The 26,939-nt window shown below is 46.4% G+C and carries 21 protein-coding genes; 20 read left to right on the forward strand and 1 reads right to left on the reverse strand.

All coding sequences use genetic code 11. The features are described 5' to 3' along the window. The first annotated feature begins 65 nt into the window (after positions 1-65). The 19 genes from DCMF_RS01800 (at position 66) to DCMF_RS01890 (ending at position 25,799) form a co-directional block, all read left to right on the forward strand. Positions 66-3,491 carry a DNA polymerase III subunit alpha gene (locus DCMF_RS01800; RefSeq protein ID WP_148132847.1) on the forward strand — a complete coding sequence of 1,142 codons (3,426 nt, stop codon included), beginning with the start codon at positions 66-68 and terminating at the stop codon, positions 3,489-3,491. Positions 3,492-3,584: 93 nt separating this feature from the next. Continuing rightward, a complete protein-coding gene (gene coaD, locus DCMF_RS01805) occupies positions 3,585-4,079 on the forward strand; it encodes a pantetheine-phosphate adenylyltransferase (protein ID WP_148137695.1) in 495 nt (164 codons plus the stop codon). A gap of 23 nt (positions 4,080-4,102) precedes the next feature. Next, complete coding sequence (gene mtrB / locus DCMF_RS01810) at positions 4,103-4,336, forward strand: trp RNA-binding attenuation protein MtrB (protein ID WP_148132848.1); 234 nt, start codon at positions 4,103-4,105, stop codon at positions 4,334-4,336. 115 nt (positions 4,337-4,451) lie between these two features. Beyond that, positions 4,452-4,652, forward strand: a complete 201-nt coding sequence (locus DCMF_RS01815) for a putative signal transducing protein (RefSeq protein WP_148132849.1) — start codon at positions 4,452-4,454, stop codon at positions 4,650-4,652. A 59-nt stretch (positions 4,653-4,711) separates the two neighbouring features. Then, positions 4,712-5,671 carry a 6-phosphofructokinase gene (pfkA, locus tag DCMF_RS01820; RefSeq protein ID WP_148132850.1) on the forward strand — a complete coding sequence of 320 codons (960 nt, stop codon included), beginning with the start codon at positions 4,712-4,714 and terminating at the stop codon, positions 5,669-5,671. 27 nt (positions 5,672-5,698) lie between these two features. After that, a complete protein-coding gene (pyk, locus tag DCMF_RS01825; RefSeq protein WP_148132851.1) occupies positions 5,699-7,444 on the forward strand; it encodes a pyruvate kinase in 1,746 nt (581 codons plus the stop codon). Between the two features lie 80 nt (positions 7,445-7,524). Next, positions 7,525-8,931 (forward strand): oxaloacetate decarboxylase subunit alpha, encoded by a 1,407-nt coding sequence (locus DCMF_RS01830; RefSeq protein ID WP_148132852.1) that lies wholly within the window; start codon positions 7,525-7,527, stop codon positions 8,929-8,931. 340 nt (positions 8,932-9,271) lie between these two features. Continuing rightward, positions 9,272-10,867, forward strand: coding sequence for an S-layer homology domain-containing protein (locus tag DCMF_RS01835; protein WP_214659028.1), 1,596 nt, complete (start codon positions 9,272-9,274; stop codon positions 10,865-10,867). Between the two features lie 171 nt (positions 10,868-11,038). Next, entirely contained in the window at positions 11,039-11,404 is a 366-nt protein-coding gene (locus DCMF_RS01840; RefSeq protein WP_148132854.1) for a helix-turn-helix domain-containing protein, read from the forward strand. 163 nt (positions 11,405-11,567) lie between these two features. After that, a complete protein-coding gene (locus tag DCMF_RS01845) occupies positions 11,568-12,194 on the forward strand; it encodes a cyclodeaminase/cyclohydrolase family protein (RefSeq protein WP_418219638.1) in 627 nt (208 codons plus the stop codon). 69 nt (positions 12,195-12,263) lie between these two features. Further along, positions 12,264-13,124, forward strand: a complete 861-nt coding sequence (locus DCMF_RS01850) for a bifunctional 5,10-methylenetetrahydrofolate dehydrogenase/5,10-methenyltetrahydrofolate cyclohydrolase (RefSeq protein ID WP_148132856.1) — start codon at positions 12,264-12,266, stop codon at positions 13,122-13,124. Positions 13,125-13,452: 328 nt separating this feature from the next. Continuing rightward, complete coding sequence (locus DCMF_RS01855; protein WP_148132857.1) at positions 13,453-13,863, forward strand: hypothetical protein; 411 nt, start codon at positions 13,453-13,455, stop codon at positions 13,861-13,863. Positions 13,864-13,926: 63 nt separating this feature from the next. Beyond that, on the forward strand, positions 13,927-15,081 hold the full coding sequence (locus DCMF_RS01860; RefSeq protein WP_148132858.1) for an anti-sigma factor family protein: 1,155 nt from the start codon (positions 13,927-13,929) through the stop codon (positions 15,079-15,081). 37 nt (positions 15,082-15,118) lie between these two features. Continuing rightward, on the forward strand, positions 15,119-20,023 hold the full coding sequence (locus DCMF_RS01865) for a cytidyltransferase (protein ID WP_236860164.1): 4,905 nt from the start codon (positions 15,119-15,121) through the stop codon (positions 20,021-20,023). A 36-nt stretch (positions 20,024-20,059) separates the two neighbouring features. After that, a complete protein-coding gene (locus DCMF_RS01870) occupies positions 20,060-21,301 on the forward strand; it encodes a Rossmann-fold NAD(P)-binding domain-containing protein (protein WP_148132859.1) in 1,242 nt (413 codons plus the stop codon). A 2-nt stretch (positions 21,302-21,303) separates the two neighbouring features. Continuing rightward, a complete protein-coding gene (locus tag DCMF_RS01875; RefSeq protein ID WP_148132860.1) occupies positions 21,304-22,359 on the forward strand; it encodes a flavodoxin family protein in 1,056 nt (351 codons plus the stop codon). Positions 22,360-22,415: 56 nt separating this feature from the next. Continuing rightward, on the forward strand, positions 22,416-23,096 hold the full coding sequence (locus DCMF_RS01880) for a response regulator transcription factor (protein ID WP_148132861.1): 681 nt from the start codon (positions 22,416-22,418) through the stop codon (positions 23,094-23,096). Continuing rightward, positions 23,096-24,505 (forward strand): sensor histidine kinase, encoded by a 1,410-nt coding sequence (locus DCMF_RS01885; protein ID WP_148132862.1) that lies wholly within the window; start codon positions 23,096-23,098, stop codon positions 24,503-24,505. Before DCMF_RS01880 ends, DCMF_RS01885 begins: the two co-directional genes overlap by 1 nt. A 76-nt stretch (positions 24,506-24,581) precedes the next feature. Next, entirely contained in the window at positions 24,582-25,799 is a 1,218-nt protein-coding gene (locus tag DCMF_RS01890) for a S1C family serine protease (protein ID WP_148132863.1), read from the forward strand. A gap of 178 nt (positions 25,800-25,977) precedes the next feature. On the opposite strand, the gene DCMF_RS29030 is transcribed toward DCMF_RS01890, so the two are convergent. Next, entirely contained in the window at positions 25,978-26,118 is a 141-nt protein-coding gene (locus DCMF_RS29030) for a hypothetical protein (protein WP_214659029.1), read from the reverse strand. A gap of 140 nt (positions 26,119-26,258) precedes the next feature. On the opposite strand from DCMF_RS29030, the gene DCMF_RS01895 reads away from it, so the two are divergent. Continuing rightward, positions 26,259-26,939, forward strand: a complete 681-nt coding sequence (locus DCMF_RS01895; protein ID WP_148132864.1) for an SOS response-associated peptidase — start codon at positions 26,259-26,261, stop codon at positions 26,937-26,939.

Consider the following 26,939-nt stretch of genomic DNA (forward strand, 5'->3'; position numbering starts at 1 on the left):
CCCATAGGAAAATTACCTTGATTGTAGAAGTATACATTCTTAAGTAACAATGGAGGCTTAAGAAAGTGAAAAGTTTTGTCCATTTACATAACCACACGGAATATAGTCTTCTGGATGGGGCCAGCCGGATCAAAAAACTGGTGCAGCGAGCGAAAGAACTGGATATGCCTGCCGTAGCCATCACCGATCATGGGGTCATGTATGGGGTGATCGATTTTTATAAGGAAGCAAAGAAGAGCGGGATTAAACCGGTGATTGGCTGTGAAGTGTATGTAGCCCAGCGTACGCGCTTTGACAGGGAGCCGAAAAAGGATGATTCTCCTTATCACCTGGTATTGCTGGCAGAAACCCAAGAGGGATATCAGAACCTGTCTAAATTGGTTTCTTTCGGTTTTTTGGAGGGGTTTTATTATAAACCTAGGGTGGACAAGGAACTACTCCGACAATATCACAAGGGTTTGATTGCGCTCAGCGCTTGTTTGGCCGGAGAAATTCCCCAGTACCTGATCCAGGACCAGTATGAAAAGGCTAAATCCTTGGCTGGGGAATATCAAGATATTTTTGGCCGGGGCAATTTTTATTTGGAGCTTCAGCAGCATGGCATTGAAGACCAGACAAAAGTAAACTTGGGCATTTCCCGGATCGCCCGGGAATTGGACATCCCTCTGGTGGCTACCAACGACATTCATTATGTGAACAAGGAAGACGCGGTGGCCCAGGATGTGCTGCTCTGCATTCAAACCGGAAAAATACGGGATGAAGAAAACCGCATGCGGTTTCCTACGGAAGAATTTTATCTGAAATCCTACCAGGAAATGGACCTGCTCTTTGGGGAATATCCGGAAGCCTTGTCCAATACCTTGCAGATCGCCGAGCGCTGTCAGGTCGATTTTGAATTCAACCGCCTCTACTTACCTGATTACCAGGTCCCCGAAGGATTTAGTCTGCACAGCTTTTTGGAGAGCTTGTGTTTAAAAGGAGCGGCGGAAAGATACCCCGGCTTGCCCGCATCTGTACGGGAACGTTTGTCTTATGAGTTGGATGTGATTCGCCAGATGGATTATCCCGGATATTTTTTGATTGTCTGGGATTTAGTCAATTTTGCCCGGGAAAATCAGATCATGGTGGGGCCGGGCAGAGGATCTGCCGCCGGGAGTATTGTCGCTTATTGTTTGGGCATCACTAATATTGACCCGCTGAAATATGAACTGCTTTTTGAGCGCTTTTTAAACCCGGAGCGCATTAGTATGCCTGATATCGATATTGATTTTTGCTTCGAACGCCGGGGCGAAGTGATCGATTATCTGGTGCAAAAATATGGCACGGACCGGGTCGCCCAGATTATTACTTTTGGTACCATGGCCGCGAAAGCCGCCGTACGGGATGTGGGACGGGTTTTAAATATCCCCTATGCGGATGTGGACCGGGTGGCCAAACTGATTCCCTATGATTTAGGGATCACCATCGATAAAGCATTAGACGTAAGTCACGATCTGGGCCGTCTTTATGAACAGGAATCCCAGGTCCGGGAAATCATTGATTTGGCCAGGCAATTGGAGGGGGTTCCCCGCCATGCTTCGACCCATGCGGCTGGGGTAGTGATTTCCCGAAACAGATTAATTGATCACTTGCCCATCCAAAAACTTCCCGACGGGGCCGTGACGACCCAATTTACCAAAGAGACGGTGGAAGAAATCGGCCTGCTTAAAATGGATATTTTAGGCTTGCGCACCTTAACGGTGATTCGTGATGCCTTAGACAATATCAAAAGAAACAGAAATTTGACCCTTGATATCAATGCCATTTCCCTTGACGATGAGAAAACCTACGAAATGCTGTCCCAGGGTGAGAGCACCGGCGTTTTTCAGCTGGAAAGTTCCGGCATGAAAAATATCTTGAAAAACCTGAAACCGGAGCGGTTTGAGGATATTATTGCCGTGAATGCTCTTTATCGTCCCGGACCGCTGGGCAGTGGCATGGTAGAAGACTTTATCAACCGGAAACACGGGAAAACAAAAACAGATTATTTGCACCCTGATTTAAAACCGATTCTGGAGGAAACATACGGGGTAATTTTGTACCAGGAGCAGGTGATGAAGATCGCCAGCGCTTTGGCCGGGTTTTCCTTAGGACAGGCAGATATGCTGCGCCGGGCCATGGGAAAGAAAAAGCCGGAGGTGATTGCCGGCCAGCGTAAGAATTTCCTGGACGGGGCCACGAAGCATCAGGTGAGCAGGGAGACAGCCGGTCAGATATTTGACCTGATGGAGTATTTCGCCGGCTACGGTTTTAATAAAAGCCATTCCGCCGCCTATGCGCTGGTTACTTGTCAGACTGCCTATCTGAAAGCCCATTTCCCGGAAGAATATATGGCGGCCCTCCTGACCAGCATTATGGATAATATGGACCGGGTGCCGGTGTATATCGAGGAGTGCCGGCGCATGGGGATTAAAATTCTTCCCCCCGATATCAATGAAAGCCTGATCGATTTTACGGTTGTCAACAATAAAATCCGTTTTGGCTTGGCCGCAGTAAAAAATGTGGGGCGGTCCGCCATAGAAAACATTATCACGGCCCGGACGGAAGAAGGAAAATTTGTTTCCTTGGCTGATTTTTGTGCCCGGGTTCCCATCAATAAAAGGGTTTTGGAGAGTCTCATCCGGTGCGGGGCCTTTGATTCCTTAGGATGGAAGCGATCCCAAATGCTTGCCGTCATGGAAACATGCCTGGACTTGGGTCATAAAAGGATGCAGGAAAAAGCCTCGGGTCAGATCTCCCTTTTTGACATGGGCATGATTCAGGAAAAGGAGCAGGCGGCCCATGTGGAACTGCCGGAGATCCCTGAATTCCCCTCCCGGGAGCTTTTAGCGATGGAAAAAGAGATGATTGGCTTTTATGTGAGCGGGCACCCTTTGGATGGATACAGCACTTCCTTGGGCAAAGAAGCATTGCATTTTATCGACTCCCTGGCCCAGCTGAAAGATGCGGAGCCGGTAAAACTGGGCGGTATCATCAACTCTGTCCGGCAGGTAGTGACGCGAAGGGGGGAACTGATGGCCCAGTTTTCCTTGGAGGATTTTACGGGAACTGTAGGTTGCCTGGCCTTTCCCAAGACCTATGAGCGTTTTCGTGATTTGCTTCAAATGGACCAGGTGGTCCTTGTAGAGGGAAGATTAAACAGTCAGGAAGAAGACCTGAAAGTGTTTTGTGAAACCATCCGGGTTCCCTCAGAAAGGGCTCCGGCAGAAGGAAAGGAATCCGGGGCCAGACTGTACCTGCGCCTTAAGAACGGTGATGACCCGGCTGTCCTGGACCAGATTCAAAAGATGCTCCATAATTATCCCGGGCATATTCCCGTTTATTTATATTTTGAGACTACCGGCAAGTATGTGGCCGTCCAGGATCGATACCGGATTACCCCGTCGGCACAGCTGATGGGGAGTCTGGAAGCATCTTTTGGCAAAGGAAATATAATTTTAAAGCAGAAGTAATTTATTTTTTGCAGGAAATTGTTTTAAAACATTGAATTAGGATTTATAAACAGGAAAAAATGTAGATATTACGATTTAGGGAGTGTGAAATCATTGCGGGTAGCCGTTTACCCAGGTACTTTCGACCCGGTCACCAACGGCCATTTGGATATTATCACCAGGGCCGTGAAACTATTTGATCAAGTGATTATTGCTGTGGCCTGTGAGAATTATAAAAATACCCTTTTTGACTCTCAGGAAAGATTGGCCCTCATGCAATCTGTCACAAAAGGGATGGAACATGTAGAAGTTGACTCTTTTCAGGGTTTGTTGGTAGATTATTGTCAAAAAAAAGGGGCTATTACAGTGATCCGAGGATTGCGGGCTGTTTCTGATTTTGAATATGAATTTCAAATGGCCTTAATGAATAAAAAACTGAATCACCGGGTCGATACCATGTTTTTAATGACGGACCAAAAGTATTCTTTTATCAGTTCCAGTATTATCAAGCAGGTAGCCCAGTTGGGCGGGTGTATCAAGGGATTGGTACCGGAAGAGGTAGCCCAGGCACTGATCAATAAATTCACCGCGCAAAATGGGCATCAGTAATTCGGTTGGTAGGAGTGATGATCATGGAAAACGATACTGTGCAAACAAGCGATTTTGTGGTGATTAAAGCCAAGGAAAACGGGGTGACCATTATTGGTTTGACCCGGGGAAAGGACACCAAGTTTCACCATACGGAAAAATTGGATCGAGGTGAAGTGATGATTGCCCAATTTACGGAACACACCTCGGCAATCAAGGTGAGAGGAAAGGCGACGATTTTGACGAAGCATGGCGGTGTTGAGTCCGGAGAATCATAACCTTGGTTCAGCAGTAGGAAGTGAGGCAGGCAGGAAAGAAGAATTCTCAATTCTGTATCCCGAAATAGGAAAATGAACATGAATAAAATTTGTTTTAAGGGGAGGCGTACCGGAAATGTGGACTGTGGTCTATATTGCTCCCAATAGAGCAGTTGCCGAAATGCTCAAGAACTACCTAACAACTGAAGGCTTACTGGTTATGTTACGCTCAGTAGGTGTTCCGCATTTAGGAGATTCCGGTTCCGTAGAAATACTGGTTCCCGAATCTGAAGTGGAAGAAGCCCATGAAGTGTTAAGTACCGCCATTGGAAGCTGACAACTTGGTCTCATAGATCATCAAGTTACGGGATACACTACTGTTTAGGAGGCTAGAACATGAAAAGAGTTGCAGTCTTAACCAGTGGTGGGGATGCCCCGGGTATGAATGCCGCCCTCCGGGCTGTGGTGCGCACAGCTATTTACTATGGGATTGAAGTGATCGGAGTAAAACGGGGCTATTCAGGTTTGATTAAGAGTGATTTTATCCCGTTAGGTATCGGCTCGGTAGCCGACATTATTCACAGGGGAGGTACCATTTTACGTACGGCCAGATGTGAGGAATTTTTTCACCGGGAAGGACGGGAAAAAGCGGTCCGGAATATGGTTAGTGCCGGTATTGAAGGGCTGGTTGCCATTGGAGGAGACGGGACTTTTCGGGGGGCGGTGGAACTGGAAAAACTGGGGATGCCTGTGGTGGGGATACCCGGAACCATTGATAATGATATTCCCTGCACCCAGTGGACGATTGGTTTCGATACTGCTGTTAACACGGTGGTAGATGCGATTAATAAGATCCGGGATACGGCCACATCCCACGAACGGGTTTTCGTGATTGAGGTGATGGGGCGAAAAGCGGGTTTTATTGCCTTGGCAGCAGGTTTGGCTGGTGGGGCGGAATCCATTATTATCCCGGAAAAGCCTTTTGAAGTGGGCGATGTGATTACGAAAATCATGCGGGGACAGAACCGGGGTAAATTGCACAGCATTATTCTTGTGGCAGAGGGCGTTTCCGGCGCTTTGGAGATTAGCAAAAAAATTCATGAGGCAGCCGGGCTGGATACCCGTGTCACCATTCTCGGACATATTCAAAGAGGAGGCTCGCCCACCGCCTGGGACCGTATTCTGGCAAGCAGGATGGGGGCGGAAGCCGTAAAACAGTTGATTCAGGGGGAAAGAAAAAAAATGATCGGCATCAAGGGAGATGCGATCAAAAGCTATGATATAGAATGGGCGCTCAGTCAAACCCATGAGATAAACATGCAGGATTATCATCTGTCGGCAATTTTATCCATTTAGATAGAGACAAAAAGGAGCTGATCATGCTTGATCCATACCAAAATTGTTTGTACCATCGGTCCCGCCACGGATGCGGTGGAAATGCTGGAAAAATTGATTCAGGCGGGCATGAATGTGGCCCGGCTGAATTTTTCACATGGTAGCCATGAAGAACATGGCCGGCGCATCCAAAACATTCGTCAGGCTGCTCAAAATTTAAAGACGACTGTGGCGATATTATTGGATACGAAAGGGCCGGAGATTCGGCTGGGGGATTTGGCGGAACCCAGAATTCCCCTTAGCGCAGGACAGGAAGTGGTTTTGACCACCCGGAACATTTCCGGCCAGGGAGCAGTCTTGCCTGTCACCTATCCAGGATTGCCCCATGATGTGGCACCGGGAAATACCATTTTGATTGATGACGGACTGATTGGACTGGATGTGAAAGAGGTTCGGGGAGAAGATATTGTCTGCATCGTAAAAAACGGAGGGGATATTTTACCCCATAAAGGGGTTAATGTGCCGGGAGTAGAGGTCAATCTTCCCGGTGTCACGGAAAAAGATGTGGCGGATATCCTGTTCGGTATTGCCCATGGGCTGGATTTCATCGCTGCTTCTTTTGTGCGGAAACCGGCCGATGTGCTGGAAATCAGGAAGATTTTAGAAGATAACGGGTCCGATATCGATATTATTGCCAAAATAGAGAGCCGTTCCGGTGTGAAAAATATTGATGAGATTTTAAAGGTTTCCGATGGAATTATGGTGGCCCGGGGAGATCTGGGCGTAGAAATTCCTACGGAAGAGGTTCCTTTGGTGCAAAAAATGATTATTGATAAGTGCAACAAAGCAGGTAAGCCGGTGATTACGGCAACCCAAATGCTGGATTCCATGATGCGCAATCCGCGTCCCACAAGAGCTGAAGCGAGTGATGTGGCTAACGCCATCTTTGACGGCACCGACGCAGTGATGCTGTCCGGAGAAACAGCATCCGGAAAATACCCGGTAGAGTCGGTGCAAACCATGGCCCGGATTGCCGCTAAAGCGGAAACCGCCATTCACTATCATGTCAGGGCCAAAGGAGTATTGACCTTGCCCACCATTACGGATGCCATCAGTCACGCCTCGTACTCCATTGCGGACGATCTTAAGGCCGCCGCCATTATCACACCTACCACTTCAGGATCTACCGCCAAAATGGTATCAAAATACCGGCCGAAAGCACCCATTATTGCGGCTACACCTGTTCCTCAAGTAAAGAGAAAGCTGTGTCTGGTCTGGGGCGTATACAGCGTGTTAATTCCCCACACGACCGGGACGGATGAAATAGTGGGAGAAGCGGTAGCTGCCGCATTATCCGGACACCTGATCAAATGCGGAGACTTGGTCGTGATCACGGCAGGGGTACCCGCAGGGAATCCTGGAAACACCAATCTGATTAAGGTTCATATTGTGGGCCAGGTGGCAGCAAAGGGGACCGGTATCGGCAGATTGGTGGCCACCGGAATCGCCCGTGTGGTTCACGATGGGGATGAGGCAGCACAAAAAATCAAAGAGGGAGATATTCTGGTTACTAAAAGTACCGACTTTGATTATATGGGGGCCATGGAAAAGGCAGCTGCCCTTATTACCGAAGAAGGCGGGCTCACATCGCACGCCGCGATTGTGGCAATTAATCTGGGTATTCCGGCCGTCGTAGGCGTCAGTGACGTTTTGACAAAGATTCCTGATGGTGCTGTGGTAACTGTTGACGGCACCCGGGGTCAAATCTATTTAGGGGTAACGAGAGTTTTATAGTGTTCATGTCAAAAATGTGATATAATACTAGAAATTGTGATAAAAAAAGGAAAATGCATGTTGAGCTAGGGGGAGACAAAATGACTCAAGGAATTACACCCATTGGTATTACAGATACCACTTTTCGTGATGCGCATCAATCCTTATTGGCTACCCGCATGAAGGTAGAGGATATGCTACCCATTGCAGCAAAAATGGATGCAATTGGATTTTATTCCATGGAAGTATGGGGCGGCGCCACTTTTGACAGCTGTATGCGTTTCCTCAATGAAGACCCGTGGGAAAGACTGCGCAAACTACGGGATGTGATCAAGAATACCAAACTTCAGATGCTTTTAAGAGGCCAGAACTTGGTCGGTTATCGCCACTACGCCGATGATGTAGTGGAGTCCTTTGTCAAAAAAGCCATTTTCAATGGCATTGACATCCTGCGCATCTTCGATGCCTTAAATGATCCGAGGAATTTAGAAAAGGCCATGACTGTAGCCAAAAAAGAAGGAGGCCATGTTCAGGCCACCATTTCTTATACCATTAGCCCCTTCCACGATTTGGCCTATTACTTAAAGCTGGCCCAGACTCTGAAGGATCTGGGGGCAGACTCCCTGTGTATCAAAGATATGGCAGGTATCATTACGCCCACGATGGCCTTTGACTTAGTGAAAGGTTTAAAGGAAAATATTCAGCTTCCGGTGCAATTACACTGCCATTATACTAGTGGTATGGCCGCTATGGCCTATTATAAAGCCGTTGAGGCGGGAGTAGATGTACTGGATTGTGCTATGTCTCCATTCGCCCTCTCTACCTCCCAACCAGCGGTGGAGACGATGGTAGCCAGTCTGGAGCATACTCCCCACGCAACCGGTCTGGACTTAGAAAAATTGTCCGAGATCGCAGAGTATTTCAAGGGCGTAAGAGGAAAATACAAAAAATTTGATGTCGCCGACAGTACGGTAGATACCAATGTGCTCCGCTACCAGATTCCGGGTGGCATGATTTCCAACTTTATTTCTCAACTGCAGCAGCAGAATGCGCTGGATAAACTGCCCCTGGTTTTGGAGGAAGTGCCTAGAGTGCGGGCGGATTTCGGCTTTCCTCCTTTGGTGACGCCGTCCAGTCAAATTGTAGGATCACAGGCCGTGTTAAACGTTTTGGTAGGCGAGCGGTACAAAATGACATCCAATGAAACCAAAAGCTATATGAAAGGCCTGTACGGCCAACCTCCGGCTCCTATGAATGAAGAGGTGAGAAAAAAAGTGATCGGAGAGGAACAGCCCATTACGGTACGCCCGGCTGATTTGCTGGAGCCCCAAATGGAGGAAGCGAAAAAAGAAATCGGTTTTTATGCGGAAACAGAGGAAGATGTCCTGTCCTATGTTCTGTTCCCTCAGGTGGCGAAAAAGTTTTTGGAAGAGCGCTTAGCCGGAAAGGCCCAGGTAGATTTTACTTTGGTAGGAAGCGAGAAAAACGTGAACCATTATCCGGTGTAAAGGAGAAAGCCCTTGGGCTTTCTTGGGGATCCGGAGAAGGAAAAAGATCCAGAAGGGATCAATTTACGAAGTAAAAAAGAATTCCAGGCTATCTGCCTGGTTTTCTTGCTGTTTAAGGAAAAAATTTCTTTATTTAGGGAACATTTTTTAATTTTTTTAGTCAAAAGAATGATAGGAAAAACGGGCCCGGAAAAATGAATGACAATTTTTGGCTTGTTCTTTTGGCAGGAATGCAGGAGGGGAAAGCGAATAATAAAATTACAGATATTTGAAGGAATTTTGTCGTCATGAAAAAGGGGCTTCAAAAAGCCTGATGGTTCTAGTCGGAAAGGAGAAAACCTTGAAAAAAAACAGTTTAAGGATCAGTATCATACTTCTGTTTTGCTTGTTTGTTTCCGGAAATGGGTATGCTCAAGGGGAGCAATATTATACCAAATCGGATCCCTGGGTTTATACGATCACCCATAAAATAGTCTTAAGCAATCCTTCTCAGGAGGAAATCCGGGATATTAGCGTGACCCTTCCCTTAATGGATACCAATCAGCCTGTTTATCAGGAATTGTTGGGCGAAGAACTTAGCCCGTGGCCCGATCAGATCATCCGGAGCAAAACGGGTACCCGCCAGGGGGTTTTTCACATCCCGGTCCTGAGGCCGGGAGAGAAAATAGTCCTTCAACAACGCTACGGGGTGAAAAATTTTGCCATCGAATACAAAATTGATCCCGAGCAAGTTTCCTCCGATTATGCCGGTTATCAAGGAATTGATCCCAAATACTTACAGCCGGAAACAAAAATCGAATCGAATCATCCCTTAATTGTCAATTACACCCGGGATGCCGTGAAGAATGAAACCAATCCCTTATTGATGGCACAAAAATTATTTGCCGATATCAATTTATTTATGACCTATAAAGAGGGGATTAATGCCAATAAAGGCGCTTTGAACGCGATTCGCACCGGTGAAGGAAATTGTGAGGACTATACGGATCTTTTTGTGGCGGCAGCCCGGGCGGTGGGAATACCGGCCCGATGGAAAAGCGGTTATTTATATCTGCCCAAGGAATATAACGCTCCTCCTTATATCCGGGAAGATGGCAGCCTTGATATTACATTGATGCGGCACACATGGCCGGAAATCTATCTTCCTGAGATCGGGTGGGTGGTGCTGGATCCCACTTACACCTATACCGTTCAGTCCGGAAAGAAACAGGAAAAAGTAGTGGACTGGAATAAGTTCGGCAAAATTGAATCTAGTTCCCGGCATATTTTCTTTAGTTATGGAAGCCATGATGACGGATTTATTGAATGCAAGCGCAGAAGCGGCGACCCCCAACCGGACGTGGACTTTTCTGAGAGCCTGGTTTTTGGAAACAATGTTTTTCCTTTCCGGGATGCCTCTACCCATTGGGCGAAAGACAGCATTATGTTCCTGACCACAGGATATCCCATCCGGATTCTGGGCGGATACGGGGACGGCTTGTTCGGGCCCAATGACTATATCACCAGGGCCCAGCTTGCCGCGATGTTAAACCGTGTTTTGTCCCTGGACTATCATGTGGGCAAACCTCAGTTTTCCGACATCACGCCGGGATATTGGGGATATGCGGACATTGCTGCGGTGAAAGGAGCAGGAATCGTGGCCGGTTTTCCGGATGGAACCTTTAAGCCCGAAAGGTATGTGTCCCGGGCGGAGCTGGCCGTTATGTTAGACCGGTCCTTCGATTTACCCTACCCTGCCGCCGGGATCACTTTTAAAGATTTGAAGCAACCGGGGTTCTCCTGGGCAGACGCCAGTATCGTTACTTTAGCAGGGAACGGCATCGCCGGCGGATACAAAGGGGGCTTGTTCAAACCGGAAAAACCGGTAACCAGGGCGGAAGTGGCCGTCTTTTTGTCAAGAATATTGAATGGAACGTTTAGGGCAAAAGTCCACTAAAGAATCAGGAATAGGCTTTTCTAAATGGAACCACCGGCAACTAATACCGGTGGTTTTTAATATAAATATTACAAAATTCCCTTTCTATAACCTGTCAATGTATATTATGGAAAATTTTTGAGTATAATCTATTAATGATTTATATTGTTCAAAAGAAAGGGGGGCTGTAAGATGAGCGTAAACAAAAAAGTGGAAAAAGAGTTTTTCACTTTAAAAGAGGTGGCAGAGGCAATTGGTGCCAGCTATGGAACGGTGAAAAGGGATATTGATAACGGCAACCTTCCGGCATATCGGATTGGCCGAAAATATTTTGTCGGTAAGGAAGATGTAGGAAATTACCGCAGTGACATGCACCAACGCCGGAACGTAAATGGCTATACTATTCAAGAACTGATGGAGAAGATCCCACTTAGTTATGCTTTTATTGTTGAGTTAATTAAATCAAAGAAACTTGAGGCAGTAAAAGTTGGCAGGCAATATGTAGTTCCATTCGAAACCTTTGATAATTTTATGGAAAAGAAGAAAATAGAAGGATAAACGATGAAAAGTCCTCCAGGATCCATGGGGGACTTTTCATCGTCGGAATATTAATGAAATTTCTCCTGTAATTATTGAAATAACGCGGAAAAGATTGTTATAATAATTCATAGTAAACGGGAAAGGAAATATTTGACCATATGAAGGAGGTAGTTTTATGTCGTTGGTGGACAAGAGCTGTCGGGAGTTTGTGGATGCTTTAGCGGCTAAAGTCCCTGTTCCGGGTGGCGGCGGAGCGGCTGCCTTAGGAGGAGCGATTGGTATTGCCCTTTCCACAATGGTGGGAAATTTTACCGTGGGAAAGAAAAAATATGCGGATGTGGAAAGTGAAGTAAAGGAACTGATCGAAAAGGGGTTAAAAATTCAGGCGGACCTGATGGATTTGGTGGCAAAAGATGCGGAAGCCTTTGAGCCCCTTTCTCAAGCTTATGGATTACCCAGCGAGACGGAAGAGCAGAAGAAGATCAAGGCAGAGACCCTGGAAAGAGAATCGAAGAATGCCATTGCCGTACCTTTGGAGATTATGAGAAAAGCCTATGAAGGAATCAAGGTCCATCAGCGGATGGGGGAAATTGGCAGCAGGCTTTTAATCTCGGATGTGGGATGCGGGGTGGTATTTCTGCGGGCAGCCTTAATCGCCGGCCAATTGAATGTCGTGATCAACTTAAATACCATTAAGGATACGGATTTTGTACATAGGACCAAAGAAGAAGTGGACCATTTGGTAAACGATGGAATTCAGGTTGCCGATGAAGTCTGCCGGTTAGTATTAGGGCAAATCTCCTCCTAAATGGACAGTAAAAGAGAAACCCCAGAGAAGCGGATGACAATTAACCTGGGAAAGGAATGAATGTAAAAAATGGCAGAAAAATTGATGGGAAAAGACGTTGCCGCCGCCATGAAAGAGAATTTAAAAGCGCAGGTGACGGAAGCCAAGGAAAAGGGCTTTGTGCCCAAACTGGCAATTATTCGCGTGGGCGCCCGCCCGGATGACTTGTATTATGAGGGCGGGGCGAAAAAAACTTGTGAATCCATCGGCATGGATTGCCAGGTATTTGAATACCCGGAAAACATTGAACAGGAATCTTTTGAGCAGGCTGTAAAAGAAGTGAATGCCCGAGCGGATGTAAACGGCATCTTAATGTTCAGTCCGCTGCCGAAGCATTTAAAGGAAAGCAAGATCAGAGAACTGATTTCGCCCGATAAGGATGTGGATAGCCTCACTTTGGGCAGTGCCGCAAAAGTCTTCGTAGGTGATAAAACCGGATTTGCCCCTTGCACTCCCCAAGCCGTGATGGAGATTTTACATCATTTCAGCATTCCTGTCCAAGGGAGAAAAGCGGTCGTATTGGGACGTTCTCTGGTGGTGGGGAAGCCGCTGGCGATGCTGTTATTAGGGGAAAACGCCACGGTCACCGTATGTCATTCCAAAACCCAGGATTTGCCCGGAGTGTGCCGGGAGGCGGATATTTTAATCGCTGCCGTGGGACGGGCAAAGATGGTAAAGGCCGACTACGTGAAGGCCGGGCAAGTGGTCATTGACGTCGGCATCAATGAAGATCCTGATAACCCGGGAAAATACTGTGGTGATGTAAACTTTGCCGCTGTGGAACCGATTGTGGATAAGATTACTCCTGTGCCGGGCGGGGTAGGATCGGTAACGACTGCCGTACTGTGCAAACATACCGTGATGGCATGTAAAATGCAAAATGGGTTCTAAAAAAGTCATTAGCTCGGGGAATACCCAATAGACAAGTTTGGGCAGCATAAGGATGAAGGACAAGTTATCGTACAGATCAAAATTTTTTAGAAAAAAGCGCAGTGACGCGCTTTTTTCTAGTTCGGTACCCGGATCCCGAAGGCATTCTTTTATCCCACCAAGGGTATCTTGCGATTTTTATATGGAAGTATAGCATGCCGTCCTTTTGATAGAAGCAAGTAAATAATGGCAAGAATCAGGGAAAATTTAAAAATAATTTCCGTAAAAAAAGGTAATTTTTCATAAAAAAAGAAAAGATAATAGAAAACCTATAAGGAGTCGATGTAAATTGACCAATTACCGAAAAAATAATTTATTGCCGTTGGTATTATCTATTCTATTTTTCATTGGCACGATCATTAATTTTTTAATACGGTCCTATACCATGGCAGGTATTTTGCTCATTTTAGGAATTCTTTGGTTTGTGGGCTATATGATTAACCAGAGACCTTATTTGACCCTTGGAGAGGGAAAATTGATTGTGTCCCGGGGAATCATGCAGCCGAGAGAATATGATTTGTCCAAAATTACGGTTGCCAAGACGGAAAAAGGATATATGCAGCTCATCTATGGACCGAAAAGCGCCGAGGAAAAATTAAACATCGTGTTAAGTGCCATGGGAAGCAAAGTTGGGCAGCAGTTTCTGGAGGATTTTAACCGAAGCCTGAAAGACGCGAAAGATAAAAGATCTGCTCATTAGCAGCAGTGATGGGGAACCTTTTTGAAACTTTTGGCGTCTATCAGGGAAAAGGAGGGGAGCACAATGAACTGTAAAGAAATTCAAGACCTTTTATCCCCTTACCTGGATCAGGTTCTGACTCCGGAGGAAATGGGCTTGGTTCGTCAACACCTGGCGGGTTGTGAAATCTGTCGTCAGGAGTTGATGCGGCTGAAAAGAACCATTCGTTTAATCCATACGTTGGAAGATGTTCCGTTGCCTATAAATTTTCAGCATGATCTTCATCATAAATTAGTGTGCGCCCATCAAGAAGAAACAGAAGAAACGGCAGCTTCTTTTTTTAATCGGAAAAGCAGCTGGGGAAAATATTTTTCTAAATCCCACTGGATCTCTGTTTGTGCCGCCGCCGTGCTTCTATTTTTTATGTATACGGCATTTTCCCCGCTTTTTTTCAGCAGAGAAGACTCAGATCTGCCGGCCCCTCCATCATCGCCTCAGGAGTCGGTAAAATCTGGTGAGATGGACCAAGCACAAAATAAGGCCAAGGACGAGACCAATGATCAAAAGGAATTGGTTCAACCCCAGGAAAGCACCCAGACAGGGGAAAAAATTTCTGATGATGCCGTGAAGGCGCCAAAAAAAGAGAAGAAGATTGCCAGTCAAGGAACAGGCGACAATCAAGTGACAGGCGATAGCGGAGAAAAAAGGCAAAACGGCAGCCAGGCTGCCCGGGGAAAAAAGGGTGAGCAGGTTGACATGGCAGTTCTTCAGAAAGCGGCGGCTGCTCCAAAACTGATACCGGTGCCGGCTTCTTCTCAGGACCTGACGGAGGATGCCTCTAGGAGCATGAAAGGGTTTAGCGTGGCAAAAGCCTCCGGGCAGAAGGGGGAAGAGATCATGCTTCAGAACGTTTATGTGGAACTGGAAATCGGTGCGGGGGAATATCAAAAGGTGATTACGCAGATCAACAATTTACCCTTAAAAATACCTGATGGCATGATCATAATTGATGCGGATTCCGGAGAGAAAACACAGGATGCCGAAATTACGGTTTCTGTGGCGAGGGATTATACGGAACAGGTTTTGTCCTCGTTGGAGTCAATGGGAAAAGTATTGACTCAAAACACTTCCGGAGAGATCAAGATGAACACGCTGTCCTTTGAACAACCGAAAGAAGAGACGAAAGAAGAACCCGCCTATGTGACAATTAAGGTGGTGTTAAAAGAAAATTCCAATTAAGCCGGATGAATCAGAATATACTGTGGGAGGAGTATGGGTGGATAGATCCCTTTCGATGCAGTTATATCAAAACATGGTGCACAGGCTGCTGGACCCGAAATGGTTAGGACAGTTTACTGTGTTGGCGCCAGCTGTAAAAAGATGGGTAAAAACGCCGGATTTTTTGAGCCAGATAGAGAGGATGGTAGACAAGAAAGATTATACCTGCCAGAACGTATTTTCCTTATGCGGGCCGGTTTTAAGCGAAATTGCAGGAGAAGATGAGCCTCAGGATTGGCTGAGTTTTATTTACCGGTATGCCGTGGGTAAATCCTTCCCCCATACCGTTGATTTTTATGCCTCTCAAGGATTAAGTGAGGCGTGTATGTTATTTTTGGAATCTTTGCGGGTCGTATCGGAGTTCCAAAAAAGTTTTGGGGAAGATGACACCTGGCAGAGTAAATATCCCATGAATTTTTTGACCCGGAAAGAAGAAAACAACCTGGAAAATCCGGAGGAATATAAACAATTCCTCCATGCTTTTCAGAAAGATTATGTTTATGAAATGATGAAAATAAACCAAGAGGTGATCGGATTTAACTCTCTGGACCATATCCTGGGGGTGCATTTTCTTTCTTTATATATTGGCCGCCAATTGGCAGAGGCAGGCTTGCCCATCGATCTGGGCAGGGTTTCCGGGGCCGCGGCAGGTCATGATATTGGGAAATTTGGCTGCCGGGATAACGAAATGAGCCGGGTGCCCTATGTGCATTATTATTATTCGGGAGAATGGTTTAAAAGGCATCAAATCGTTTATATTCGTCATGTGGCGATTCATCATTCCACATGGGATCTGGAGCTGGAGAACCTTTCATTAGAATCTTTAATCCTGATCTACGCAGATTTTCGCGTCAAAAACCTGGGCCGAAAAATGCATATTTACGCCTTGGCAGACTCTTTTGATGTGATCCTGCAAAAACTGGATAATGTAGATCAGGCCAAAGAAAGAAGATACCGGCGGGTATATGCAAAATTAAAGGACTTTGAGGATTATTTGGTTTCCTTGGGCATTGGCATCGATCCTCATCAGGGGCAAAGGCCCGTCCCCAAGGATGGGCTGGTAAACTGCGCTCTTCTTCAAGGGAAAGAAGTCATTGAAAGTATCAAGTACCTTGCCATCAATCATAATATTAATTTAATGTATCAGTTGCGCAATGAAGTGTCCTTGAATACTGTTTTGGAAATGGCGCGCAGTGAAAATGATTGGCACAACCTGCGCACCTATTTGCGCATTTTTGAGGAATATTCTACTTATCTCACCCAGAAGCAAAAATTAAATACCATCAAATTTTTGTATGAACAGATGATCCATCCGGAAGATGACATCCGGCGCCAGTGCGCCGAACTGATCGGCACCTTAATTGCTATTTTTGACGAAGAATTAAAAAAAGAAGTTCCGGAAGGAGTAAGTGTGCCGAAACCTGAATTAACCAGCATGGAATTGTTTGACCAATATCTCCAGCTCTTCTTTTTACCGGATCATAAGATTATTCCTTTGCACCGGACCTGGATCTGGTATAGTGTCAGTGCTATGATCGCTTCCTTGTTTCGCACCTGCCGCCCGGCCAAAAAAAGAGATTATCGCCAGGTTCTGTTAAAATATTACCAAAAAGACGGGAAAAACACGAGAGACTTTGAGTTGTATTTAATTGATGCGGCGAAATATCTGCCTGTGGATGATCCGGATGATTCCTTGGGGGATTTGTACCGGTACCTGGGTGAAATGATCGAGTCTCCGGAAAATACCCTGAGAATTTGTGCTTGGGACACCACCCTGTTTTTGGTGCCTTTGCTGCCCAAGGAAGACGTCTTTTGTCAGGATCTGAAACGGAAGCTGACTCAAAAACCGGTTTATTCCAGACTTGCTCCGGAAAACTTTATCAAAGGGAAAATTGTCCAATTGCTGGATGCGGACGGCCTCACAAAGGAAAAATATCACAACTTTTGCGTCATGGATTATGCGCAGATTCCCGATATTTTCTTAAGCAATCTGAAGACGGCAGTAGATTGGGTGAGCAAAAAAATTCAGGTGGAAATATTGGTGGAATATGCTTTGGAAAATCCCCATATGGAAGCACTGCATACGGCCATGCATTTCTGTAATTTGTTGAAGTCCAGCGGGGTGGAAAGCATACGCAACCAGGCAGGTGAGGCTTTAGTCCGCATCGTGCCGGTTTTGTCCCTGGAGCAACGAAATGATGTGGTAGTGGAGCTCCTGCGTGCCTTGGAGATTCGAGGCTATCAATTCAGTGAAATTCCTTATTTTTTGGGGCGTCTGCTCATTTCCCTCCAGCCGGTGGAACTGGACGAAATGATCGAAGGATTTATCCAACACATCAAGCAGCCTAACCCCAAACTCATCTATCTATTGCTCCGTACCATTGGGGTGGCCATCGAAAATTATCCCCAGTACCATGAGGCCTTCCGGGAAGAGGAACCTTCTTTTCAGGCCCGTTTGGAAAAAATGCTGGGTATTCTCCTCAATGGTCTGGGCAATTATAATTCCCAAATTAAGCAAATGGCCTTTAGCGTAATTGGGAAAGAAATATTCGGCTCCCAACATCTCTCCTTGAAAGAAAAAAATCATATTTTCCGGCTCTTTGCCAAAAAGGTGCTCACCTTGCTCAGTGACGATAAAAAGCATACCCTGGTGTTTTTGACCAATGCCGCCGGTCTGAATCATATCTATCGCTTTATTTCGGATTATGTCTTTTTCCTGGGTGAGATTGAATTAAAAGTACCCGAAAAGGTGGCTTTTTTCCCGGGGGCTTTTGATCCCTATTCCTTAAGCCATAAGGAAATCACCCGCACCATCCGTAATATGGGATTTGAAGTATATTTGCAGACGGATGAATTTTCCTGGTCCAAGCTGACTCTGCCGAACAAATTGCGCCGGAATATTATTCAAATGTCTATTGCCGAAGAGCTGAATATTTACCTTTATCCGGACGACAGCCCCACCAATCTCGTCAATGGGGCTGATTTAAAATTACTGCGCACGAATTTCCCCCACTCGGAGGTTTACATGGTGGTGGGCAGTGACGTGATCCTAAATGCTTCCGCGTACCAGAGTCCCGGAGGAGAAGATTCTATTTATACCTTTTCTCATATTATCTTTGAAAGAAAAAATGGCCCTGATGAGGTGGACCAGGGGCTGGATGAGGCCATCAAAACCATTAAAGGGAAGATCATTAAATTAGCGCTTCCCCTCCAATATGAAGACATTAGCTCTACCCAAATCAGAAATTATATTGACGAGAATAGAGATATCAGCAGTTTGGTGGACCCTTTGGCGCAGCAGTACATTTACGAAAACGGGTTTTACCGCCGGGAACCCCAGTACAAGACCTTGATCGGCACCATTTCCATAAAAGTTGATTTGATCAAAAAAATGACGGTCCGCATCGAGCAGGAGCTTTCCATGCTCTTCCCCGGGGATGATAATAGTGCGGTTTTAAAGAAACTGTCTGACTTAACCCAAAAATTTTCCGCCAAAATGATGGCCATTCGGGATGTGAATCAAGGCGGGAAGATTTTAGGATTCTCGGTCTTTCATAATGTGCGGGCCCATGACTTTTATCTGGAATTTAAGAATAGCATGATCTCGGAATATATCCGAGAAAATGCGGTGGGCCGGATTGTGATCATTGACGGCATCTTTGTGGACCGGGCCGCTGCCTGGGAGAATTTAGAGCAGACCATCCTCAGCGAAACGCTGGCTTTCTGCCTGGGAGATGAGTATCACTATGCGGTGTATAAAAATGAAATTGAAGACGACCGCTATTTGAACGAGATTCTTCAGTTGCACGGGTTCCAAAGGCTGCCTTATGATAACGAAACCCATCCCGTTTTTCTGGTGAATATGAATACGCCCTGCACCTTAATGCTAAATGTTGAAGCGGGCATTAAAGAACCTTTGCGTAGCAATTCCCATGTCAAGGCCGCCATTGCCCGGTCCCGGCAAAGGCTGCAAAAAGCCCTTACCACCTTATATCCGGGAAACCTGGTGTTAACCTTTGACATGAAAATGATCCATGAAGTACTGATCCAAAAAATATGCGATGAAAACGGGGTTCCCACCGTTCCTGCCCTTCCCCGGAGACTGGGACGGGCCATGTGTGTGCCCTTCGGCAACATCTTAAACCGATATATTGTGCCCAATACCGTCACCAAAGCTTTGCATACGGAAAAGTATTATGCTCCGGATATCAAGAGTTTTACCATTAGAAGTTTTCCCCACTATCTCAACCTGGAAAATCAGATGAAGATGCTTAAGTCTTTTAACAGGCCGGTGATCCTGGTGGATGATCTGCTCCATAAAGGATACCGGGTCAAGGCCATTGACCCCCTGCTCAAGGACGCAAAGGTTGAAGTGGAGAAAATTATGGTCGGGCTGCTGTCCGGTCGGGGCAAAGAACTGATGGACATTCAAAACCGAAAAGTGGATGGGGCCTACTTTATCCCTAGACTGAAAGCCTGGTTCAATGAAGATATTTTATATCCCTTTATTGGGGGGGATACTTTATGGAGAGGTGTTTATCCGGAAAGGAACCTGCTTCCTTCCGTAAACCTGATTCTCCCCTATGCTGCTCCCCATTTTCTTAATGATGCCCCCAACAGCGCCTTATATAATATGTCGGAGGTCTGCATTGAAAATGCCGTGGATATTCTTACTACCCTGGAACAAGAATATTTAGCCGCCCATGGCCGAACATTAACCTTAGCTCTTTTAGGAGAAGTGTTTATTGCTCCTCGTTGTCCGGACCAGGGGCAAGATATGAATTATGATTTAAAGTACAGCCCTTCTTATTACCTGCAAAATGACTTGGAAATGCTGAGAAGGATTGAGCAATTTGTCGACCAGACCAAAAACACGACTTATCCCAGCCAGTATTATTATTAATACCGTCGGGAAGCGTCTGCCAAGAGGGTGAACGGCATGTTCTATTATGAGATTGACAACCATGGCTTGATTTCCCCGTATCCCTACCCCGGTTTAAAAGAAATACCTGAACAGGCTGTTTCCGGATGCCGGGACAGGGTCTATTGGTTGTTCCATAAAAACCCGGAGGTTTTTCGCAGGAGTTTTTCCCTTGCCGATGCTTCTTTGGCCTTCCCTGAAGAGGAGGGAATCAATCTATTACTGAAACCGCGCGAAGAGAACCGTGTTTTGCCGGTCTGGCTCCAGGAAAAAATAGGCGGCGGCAAAGTAACTGCTGTCAATACGGCATATCCGCACTGGAAAAGTGTCTTAGACCATCGGCTTCCCGTAAAATGGACGGTCAATATTGCGGGCTTAGGTGACGTAGGCGGGATGCTTTTAACGGGACTGAGACTGTTGGGCGGCAAGCTCATCGACAAGATCGGCATTTACGATACGGATCTTAATAGAATAAAAAGATGGGATTATGAGGCAAACCAGGTTTTTTCCCCTTTTGCGGATGCGTGCTATCCTCAGGTAGAAGGAATAGGGGAAAACCAAGTCTTTGACTGTGATCTGTTTGTCTTTTGCGTGTCCGTGGGCGTTCCTCCGGTGGGGCAGGAGCAAAAAGACGTGCGTCTGGCCCAATTTGCCGGGAATGCCCGCATTGTCAACCAGTATGCCAAAATGGCCCGGGAAAAGGGATTCCAGGGGATCTTCGCCGTTGTTTCCGATCCGGTGGACCTCTTGTGCAAATCGGCATTTGTGTCCAGTAATACGGATGAAACCGGCAAAAAGGATTTTTTGGGCCTGGCCCCGGAAAAAATCAGAGGCTACGGGTTAGGTGTGATGAACGCCCGGGCTGTCTATTTTGCTAAACAACGGGCCGAGACCATCCATTATTTGGAGGAAGGAAGAGCCTACGGCCCCCACGGAGCAGGGCTGGTCATCGCCGACAGCATCGAAAACTATAGCGACCAGTTATCTCAGTATTTGACGGAAAAAGCCCGCACCGCAAATCTGGACGTGCGGGGCATGGGTTATAAACCCTATATCGCCCCGGCCTTGTCATCGGGAGCTTTATCTTTAATTGCCACGATGCAGGGATCCTGGCACTACAGCGCCACTTTTATGGGCGGAATCTTTATGGGAGCAAAAAACAGGCTAACTCCTTCCGGGGGGGAAATTGAAAGGCTCCCTCTGCCCGCAAGATTAATAGATCGATTGCAAGACACTTATAAAATGCTGGGGAGTCTTTGATCATGGCCCCTTATTACTTAGTTGCCCCAGGGAAAATATCACCTGCCCTGGACCGGATGATTCAAGGGATCCTGTCCGCCGCGGGGATACCTGCCGCAATCATTAAAAAAAACCGGGATTTGCCGGATTTAACGGAAAAGAAAATCGTTTTTGCCGTCCAACTGGACCAGATTGGAGAAAACCCGGGTATTTCAGGGATCCTTTCCGCCCTTTATGCCAGAGGGAACCATTCTCTTGCCGGTGCCAGCGCCATTCTTCTCATCGCCAGTCCCAATGAATTGTATACTAAAAGCTATGCCCAAAATTTGATTTTCCTTACCAACCGTTTGGGATGCAGTTTCCTGGGACACCCGCTGGTGGAAGTAACCCAGGGGTACCGGAACCTGCGCACCTGGCAAAAAGCTTTGGATCTGCCTCTGGAGCAGATTGCCCTGGAGTTGTGTAAACGGCAAGGAATCCGCTTCATCAACGACAAGCCGGCCTTAATTGAGCATCCCCGCATCTTAGCCCTCCATGCCAGTTCTCGCAAAACTTCCAACACCGTGATGCTATGGGATGAGATAAAAAAGTATCTGGATGGGTATACAACGGAGGAATTGAATGTAGAAAAGGGCATGGTGCTTGATTGCCGGGGTTGTGCCTATACGGAATGCCTGCATTACAGCCAGCAGAACAGCTGCTTTTACGGGGGGGTTGTGGTGAAAGAAATTTTCCCGGCCATTGAGAGAGCAAACGCCATTATCTGGATTTGCCCGAATTATAATGATGCCATCTCCGCCAACCTGATGGCAGTGATCAACCGGATGACGGCCCTGTATCGAAAAAAAAATTTTTATCACAAAGTGCTTTTTGCCATCATTGTTTCGGGAAATTCCGGCAGCGACGCGGTAGCAAAACAATTGATCGGCGCTTTGAATATTAATAAAGGGTTTCGCTTGCCGCCCAACTTTTCCGTTATGGCTACCGCCAATGATCCGGGCGACATTAAGAAAACTCTCGATCTGGAAGAAATGGCCAAATTATTTGCCCAAAGCCTGCTGAAGGAAATCAGGGTGTAACTGTTGACTTTAGACCTTTGACTCATGCTTGAAAGGATATTTTTGGGAGTGCTGAGATGAAAGCGAAAATTTTAGTTGTCGACGATGATCCCAATATTGTCGATCTGGTGAGAATTTATTTAGAAAAAGAAATGTTTGACGTAAAGACAGCCTACCACGGGGAAGGGGCGATGGAATTGTTTTATTCCTGGACCCCGGATTTGGTCCTGTTGGATATTATGATGCCCCAAATGAATGGCTGGGAAGTGTGCACCCAAATTAGAAAAGTAAGCCGGATCCCTGTCATTATGCTCTCCGCCCGGGGGGAGACTTTCGATAAGGTCTTGGGGCTGGAGCTGGGCGCAGACGATTATATCGTCAAGCCTTTTGACCCCAAAGAAATGGTGGCCCGGGTGAAGGCGGTCCTGCGCAGAACGACCACCTCTTTTAGCGCCCGGGAAGAAGTGGTGTTTCCCAATTTGATCATTAATAAGAGCGATTATAGCATTACTTATCAAGGCCTGAAAACCGAAATACCGCCCAAGGAATTGGAACTGATCTATTTTTTGGCCCTTCACCCCAATCAGGTCTTTACCCGGGAACAGCTTCTGGAAAAGGTCTGGGGATATGATTTTACCGGTGATTCCCGCACCGTGGATGTCCATATTAAGCGGCTCCGGGAGAAATTTACCGATGAGGCGGGCCGGTGGGAAATCAAAACGGTCTGGGGTGTGGGATACAAGTTTGAGGTGAGATAATGAGACAGACCATTTTTAAACGACTGTTTCTGACCTATGGCATCACGCTGATTATTGGCTTTGGCATCCTAGCTTTACTCCTCCTCCAATTGTTCAACCAGTATTTTATTGAAACGAAAAAACAGCTCCTGATGGACCAGGGTAAAAAAATCCGGCAAGAAATTGTCCTGGGCCTCTATACGGGACAATTGGATCAAAAAAAGCTTTTTGACGACCTGCAGATTTTGGACAAGTTTTTAAATGCCCGGATCTGGCTGGTGGACAGCCAGGGCGTGATTTTTGGGGTCTCCGGCCCCCATGAGGAAAAGTATTTGGGGAAAAAAATCGATGGCAAGCAGCTGCTCCCTTTATTTCAAGGGAAGAGCATCTTTGAAAAAGGCACCTTTGGCGGCAAGCTGGAAGAACCCTCTTTAACCGTGGGATACCCGATCTTTTGGAAAAATTTGTTTAAGGGGGGGATTCTGATTCATGCCTCCCTCCCTGAGGTGCAAAAAACCTTTGCCGATATTTACCGGCTTACGGTTTGGGCGATCCTCCTGTCCGGCCTTATCGCTTACGGGATCCTCTACATCCAAATCAGGAAAATCTCTCAGCCTCTGAAAGAAATCAGCGAAGCGGCTAAAATTATTGCCGACGGTGAGTTTCAGAAAAGATTATCCATTGAAACCGGCGATGAAATTGAAGAGTTAGGAAAAAGCTTTAACCATATGGCGGAATCCCTGGAGAAAATTGAGGAAAACAGAAGAAATCTGGTTGCCAATATTTCTCACGATCTGCGCACACCGATGACCTCCATCCGGGGCTTTATTGAAGGCATCGTGGATGGAACCATTCCCCAGGAAGAACATCAGCATTACCTGAATGTTGTTTTGGAGGAAAGTAAACGGCTGATTAAGATGACCAATGACCTTCTGGAATTAAGCAATATTCAGCAGGGACAGGTAGAAGTACGGAAGCAGGCCTTCGAACTGCATGAAACGATCCGGCGCAAATTAATTTCTTTCGAAAAACTAATTACGGAAAAAAACCTGGGTGTGACGCTGATTCTTTATGCGGATCAGGTACGGGTCTTTGCCGACCCCCTATTTGTGGAAAGAATTTTGTCCAATTTATTGGATAATGCCGTTAAATTTACCCCGGAAAAGGGAAACATTGTGATTCGGACTTCTGATGATCATGAGCGGGTAAGAGTAGAAATTGAAAATTCCGGAGTAAACATCAGCGATGCAGAAGTGAAAAAAATCTGGGAAAGGTTTCATAAGGGAGATTCTTCCCGGGGGAAATATAAAACCGGTTTTGGGCTGGGATTGGCGATTGTCAAGGAAATGGTGGGGCGGATGGAGGAAAGAATCTGGGCGGAAAGCGGACAGGGAAAATTAAAAGTGATCTTTACGGTGCAAAAGGCATAAAATTTACAATTTGTTCATATTCTGTTCAAACCTTTGGATTATAGTCTTATTAGTAAGATTCAAAGGAGGGATCCAGATGGATATCATCGATGAAAATGAAAACAGTCAGTCAGATTTTAGTGGTAATGAAGACAGTCAGTCAGATGTCAGTGGCGTGGATGAGAAAGGATTTTACCAGGAGGTCATCGTCAAAAAGCCCCGTACTTATGGGAAAAAAGCCATTGCTCTTTTTTTGGCTTTTGGGCTGCTGGCCGGAACTGGGTTTGGATTAGGCGTCAATAAACTTTTTGGCGATAGAATAACCAGTCCTAATGTTGCCTATGCCACGGAAAGTACTACAAATACCGTTACAAGTTCTTCCACCGTGTCTCCGGTCGTGCCTATTGCCAAAAAAGTTTCCCCCTCTATCGTGGCAATTGAAGTAAAATCAGCGGCAACAGACTTTTGGGGAGAACAATTTGAAAGGAAGGGTACCGGATCAGGCATCATTATCGACGCTGAAGGACATATCGTCACCAATAACCATGTGGTGGAGGGGGCTCAGGATTTAACCGTCGTCTTAAAAGACGGCAAGGAGCTGCCCGCTCAATTGGTGGGACGGGATCCAAGTTCCGATCTGGCCGTAATTAAGGTTGACAAAAAAGACCTTCCTGCTGCGGAACTGGGAGATTCATCCAAGATTGAGGTAGGAGAATTAGCCGTGGCGATTGGAAGCCCCATGGGCACGGATTTTGCCGGATCCGTCACCGCGGGAATTATCAGCGGCATCAATCGGCAGGTTTCCGTAGGAGACAAGACGATGACGCTGATTCAGACAGACGCGGCCATCAATCCGGGAAACAGCGGGGGAGCCTTAGCGAATGCAAAGGGCCAAGTCATCGGCATCAATACCGTAAAATTGGCGGATTCCTCGGTGGAAGGCATGGGGTTTGCCATTCCGATCAATGAGGCAAAACCCATTATTGATCAACTGATCAAAGAGAAAAAAATTGTCCGTCCTTATTTAGGAATTCAGGGGATTACCGTGACCAAAGAAGACGCCCAGACCTACGGATTGTCCCAAGGGGTATATGTCCATGTGGTTGCGCCCTATAGTGGCGCAGAAAAGGCCGGCCTGAAAAAAGGCGATGTGATTACCAAAATTGATGGAAAACAAATTTCAACAATTGAAGAACTTGCCAGTGAAGTTAGCAAACATCAGGTGGGGGACGTGATAAAAGTGGAAGTGGTTGGTGCCTTTGACCAAGTGAGAACCTTATCTATCAAACTAACGGAAAATCCCGATCAAGAATAAATCATAAAAGGGATGCGGGCACCGGTTGCCGGGATCCGGAAAAATCAAAAAGGCCTTAAAGGGTTCCTTTCGGGTGTGGGCAAACCCAGCCACAATCAGTAAGGAACCCCGGTAACCGGTACTCCGAAAAAGCCCTTAGGTTTTTTACACCGAAGTTTTCCGGCCCTTCGTGAGGCAGTTAGAAGCTGTTTTTCTCTGCCTCGGAGGCCTGAGCTTCATGAAAAGATTGGTCCAGACTGAGCGGGTTTTTTTTCACCGTATTCTTTTGGCTTGATGATGGTCCCATTTGGGGGGAATTCTTTGATGATGTTTTTGCCATTTTCTTATCACCTCGGATTTAGGTTCTCCCCGGAGAAAAAAATTATGTGGAAAATTCTTGGAGGGATCTGCTTTTTTGCTTGACAGAAAGATTTTCTTACGATAGTATTTCAGATACTATATAAAAAATAAGGTGTGGGTATGTGTGGGAGATTTACCTTAACCATATCATGGGATGATCTTTGCACCTGGTTTAACCTGGAACAGAGTGAAATTGAATACTTGCCCAGATTTAATATTGCACCTACGCAATCAGTACCGGTGATCATCGATCATGAGGGTAAGCGCCTTGTTGTTGCCATGCGGTGGGGTCTGATTCCCTTTTGGGCAAAAGACATGTCCATCGGCAACAAAATGATCAACGCCCGGGCAGAGACGCTGGAGGACAAGCCTAGCTTTCAGAAACTGATCCAGCAAAAGCGCTGTTTGGTGCCGGCGGATGGATTTTATGAATGGCAGAGACTGTCTGGAAGAAAGCGTCCATACCGAATCGCGCTTCATAACGGAGGTCTGTTTTCCTTTGCCGGCTTGTGGGATGCCTGGAAATCTCCGGAGGGGAAGACGATTTATTCCTTTACGATTATTACTACACCCGCGAATTCCCTGGTTGCTCCGATTCATGAAAGAATGCCGGCTATTCTCACGAAAGCGGAGGAAAAAATTTGGCTGGATCACACCGTAAAGGAAAAGGGCCGGATCAAAGAATTGCTAAAACCCTATCCGAGTGAGGAAATGACGATTTACGAGGTGTCACCACGGGTAAATGCACCGGGAAACGATTTCCCTGATTGTGTGATACCCGTTCAGAAAATTTTCGAGTAA

It is taken from the genome of Candidatus Formimonas warabiya (assembly GCF_002777255.1).
Classification (GTDB): domain Bacteria; phylum Bacillota; class Dehalobacteriia; order Dehalobacteriales; family Dehalobacteriaceae; genus Formimonas; species Formimonas warabiya.

What these genes read in the sequence shown, in the direction of transcription:
- mtrB (WP_148132848.1), top strand. Translation starts at nt 4,103, where the DNA reads ATGGAAAACGATACTGTGCAAACAAGCGATTTTGTGGTGATTAAAGCC.
- DCMF_RS01815 (WP_148132849.1), top strand. Translation starts at nt 4,452, where the DNA reads ATGTGGACTGTGGTCTATATTGCTCCCAATAGAGCAGTTGCCGAAATG.
- pfkA (WP_148132850.1), top strand. Translation starts at nt 4,712, where the DNA reads ATGAAAAGAGTTGCAGTCTTAACCAGTGGTGGGGATGCCCCGGGTATG.
- DCMF_RS01830 (WP_148132852.1), top strand. Translation starts at nt 7,525, where the DNA reads ATGACTCAAGGAATTACACCCATTGGTATTACAGATACCACTTTTCGT.
- DCMF_RS01840 (WP_148132854.1), top strand. Translation starts at nt 11,039, where the DNA reads ATGAGCGTAAACAAAAAAGTGGAAAAAGAGTTTTTCACTTTAAAAGAG.
- DCMF_RS01850 (WP_148132856.1), top strand. Translation starts at nt 12,264, where the DNA reads ATGGCAGAAAAATTGATGGGAAAAGACGTTGCCGCCGCCATGAAAGAG.
- DCMF_RS01860 (WP_148132858.1), top strand. Translation starts at nt 13,927, where the DNA reads ATGAACTGTAAAGAAATTCAAGACCTTTTATCCCCTTACCTGGATCAG.
- DCMF_RS01870 (WP_148132859.1), top strand. Translation starts at nt 20,060, where the DNA reads ATGTTCTATTATGAGATTGACAACCATGGCTTGATTTCCCCGTATCCC.
- DCMF_RS01875 (WP_148132860.1), top strand. Translation starts at nt 21,304, where the DNA reads ATGGCCCCTTATTACTTAGTTGCCCCAGGGAAAATATCACCTGCCCTG.
- DCMF_RS01880 (WP_148132861.1), top strand. Translation starts at nt 22,416, where the DNA reads ATGAAAGCGAAAATTTTAGTTGTCGACGATGATCCCAATATTGTCGAT.
- DCMF_RS01885 (WP_148132862.1), top strand. Translation starts at nt 23,096, where the DNA reads ATGAGACAGACCATTTTTAAACGACTGTTTCTGACCTATGGCATCACG.
- DCMF_RS01890 (WP_148132863.1), top strand. Translation starts at nt 24,582, where the DNA reads ATGGATATCATCGATGAAAATGAAAACAGTCAGTCAGATTTTAGTGGT.
- DCMF_RS29030 (WP_214659029.1), bottom strand. Translation starts at nt 26,118, where the DNA reads ATGGCAAAAACATCATCAAAGAATTCCCCCCAAATGGGACCATCATCA.
- DCMF_RS01895 (WP_148132864.1), top strand. Translation starts at nt 26,259, where the DNA reads ATGTGTGGGAGATTTACCTTAACCATATCATGGGATGATCTTTGCACC.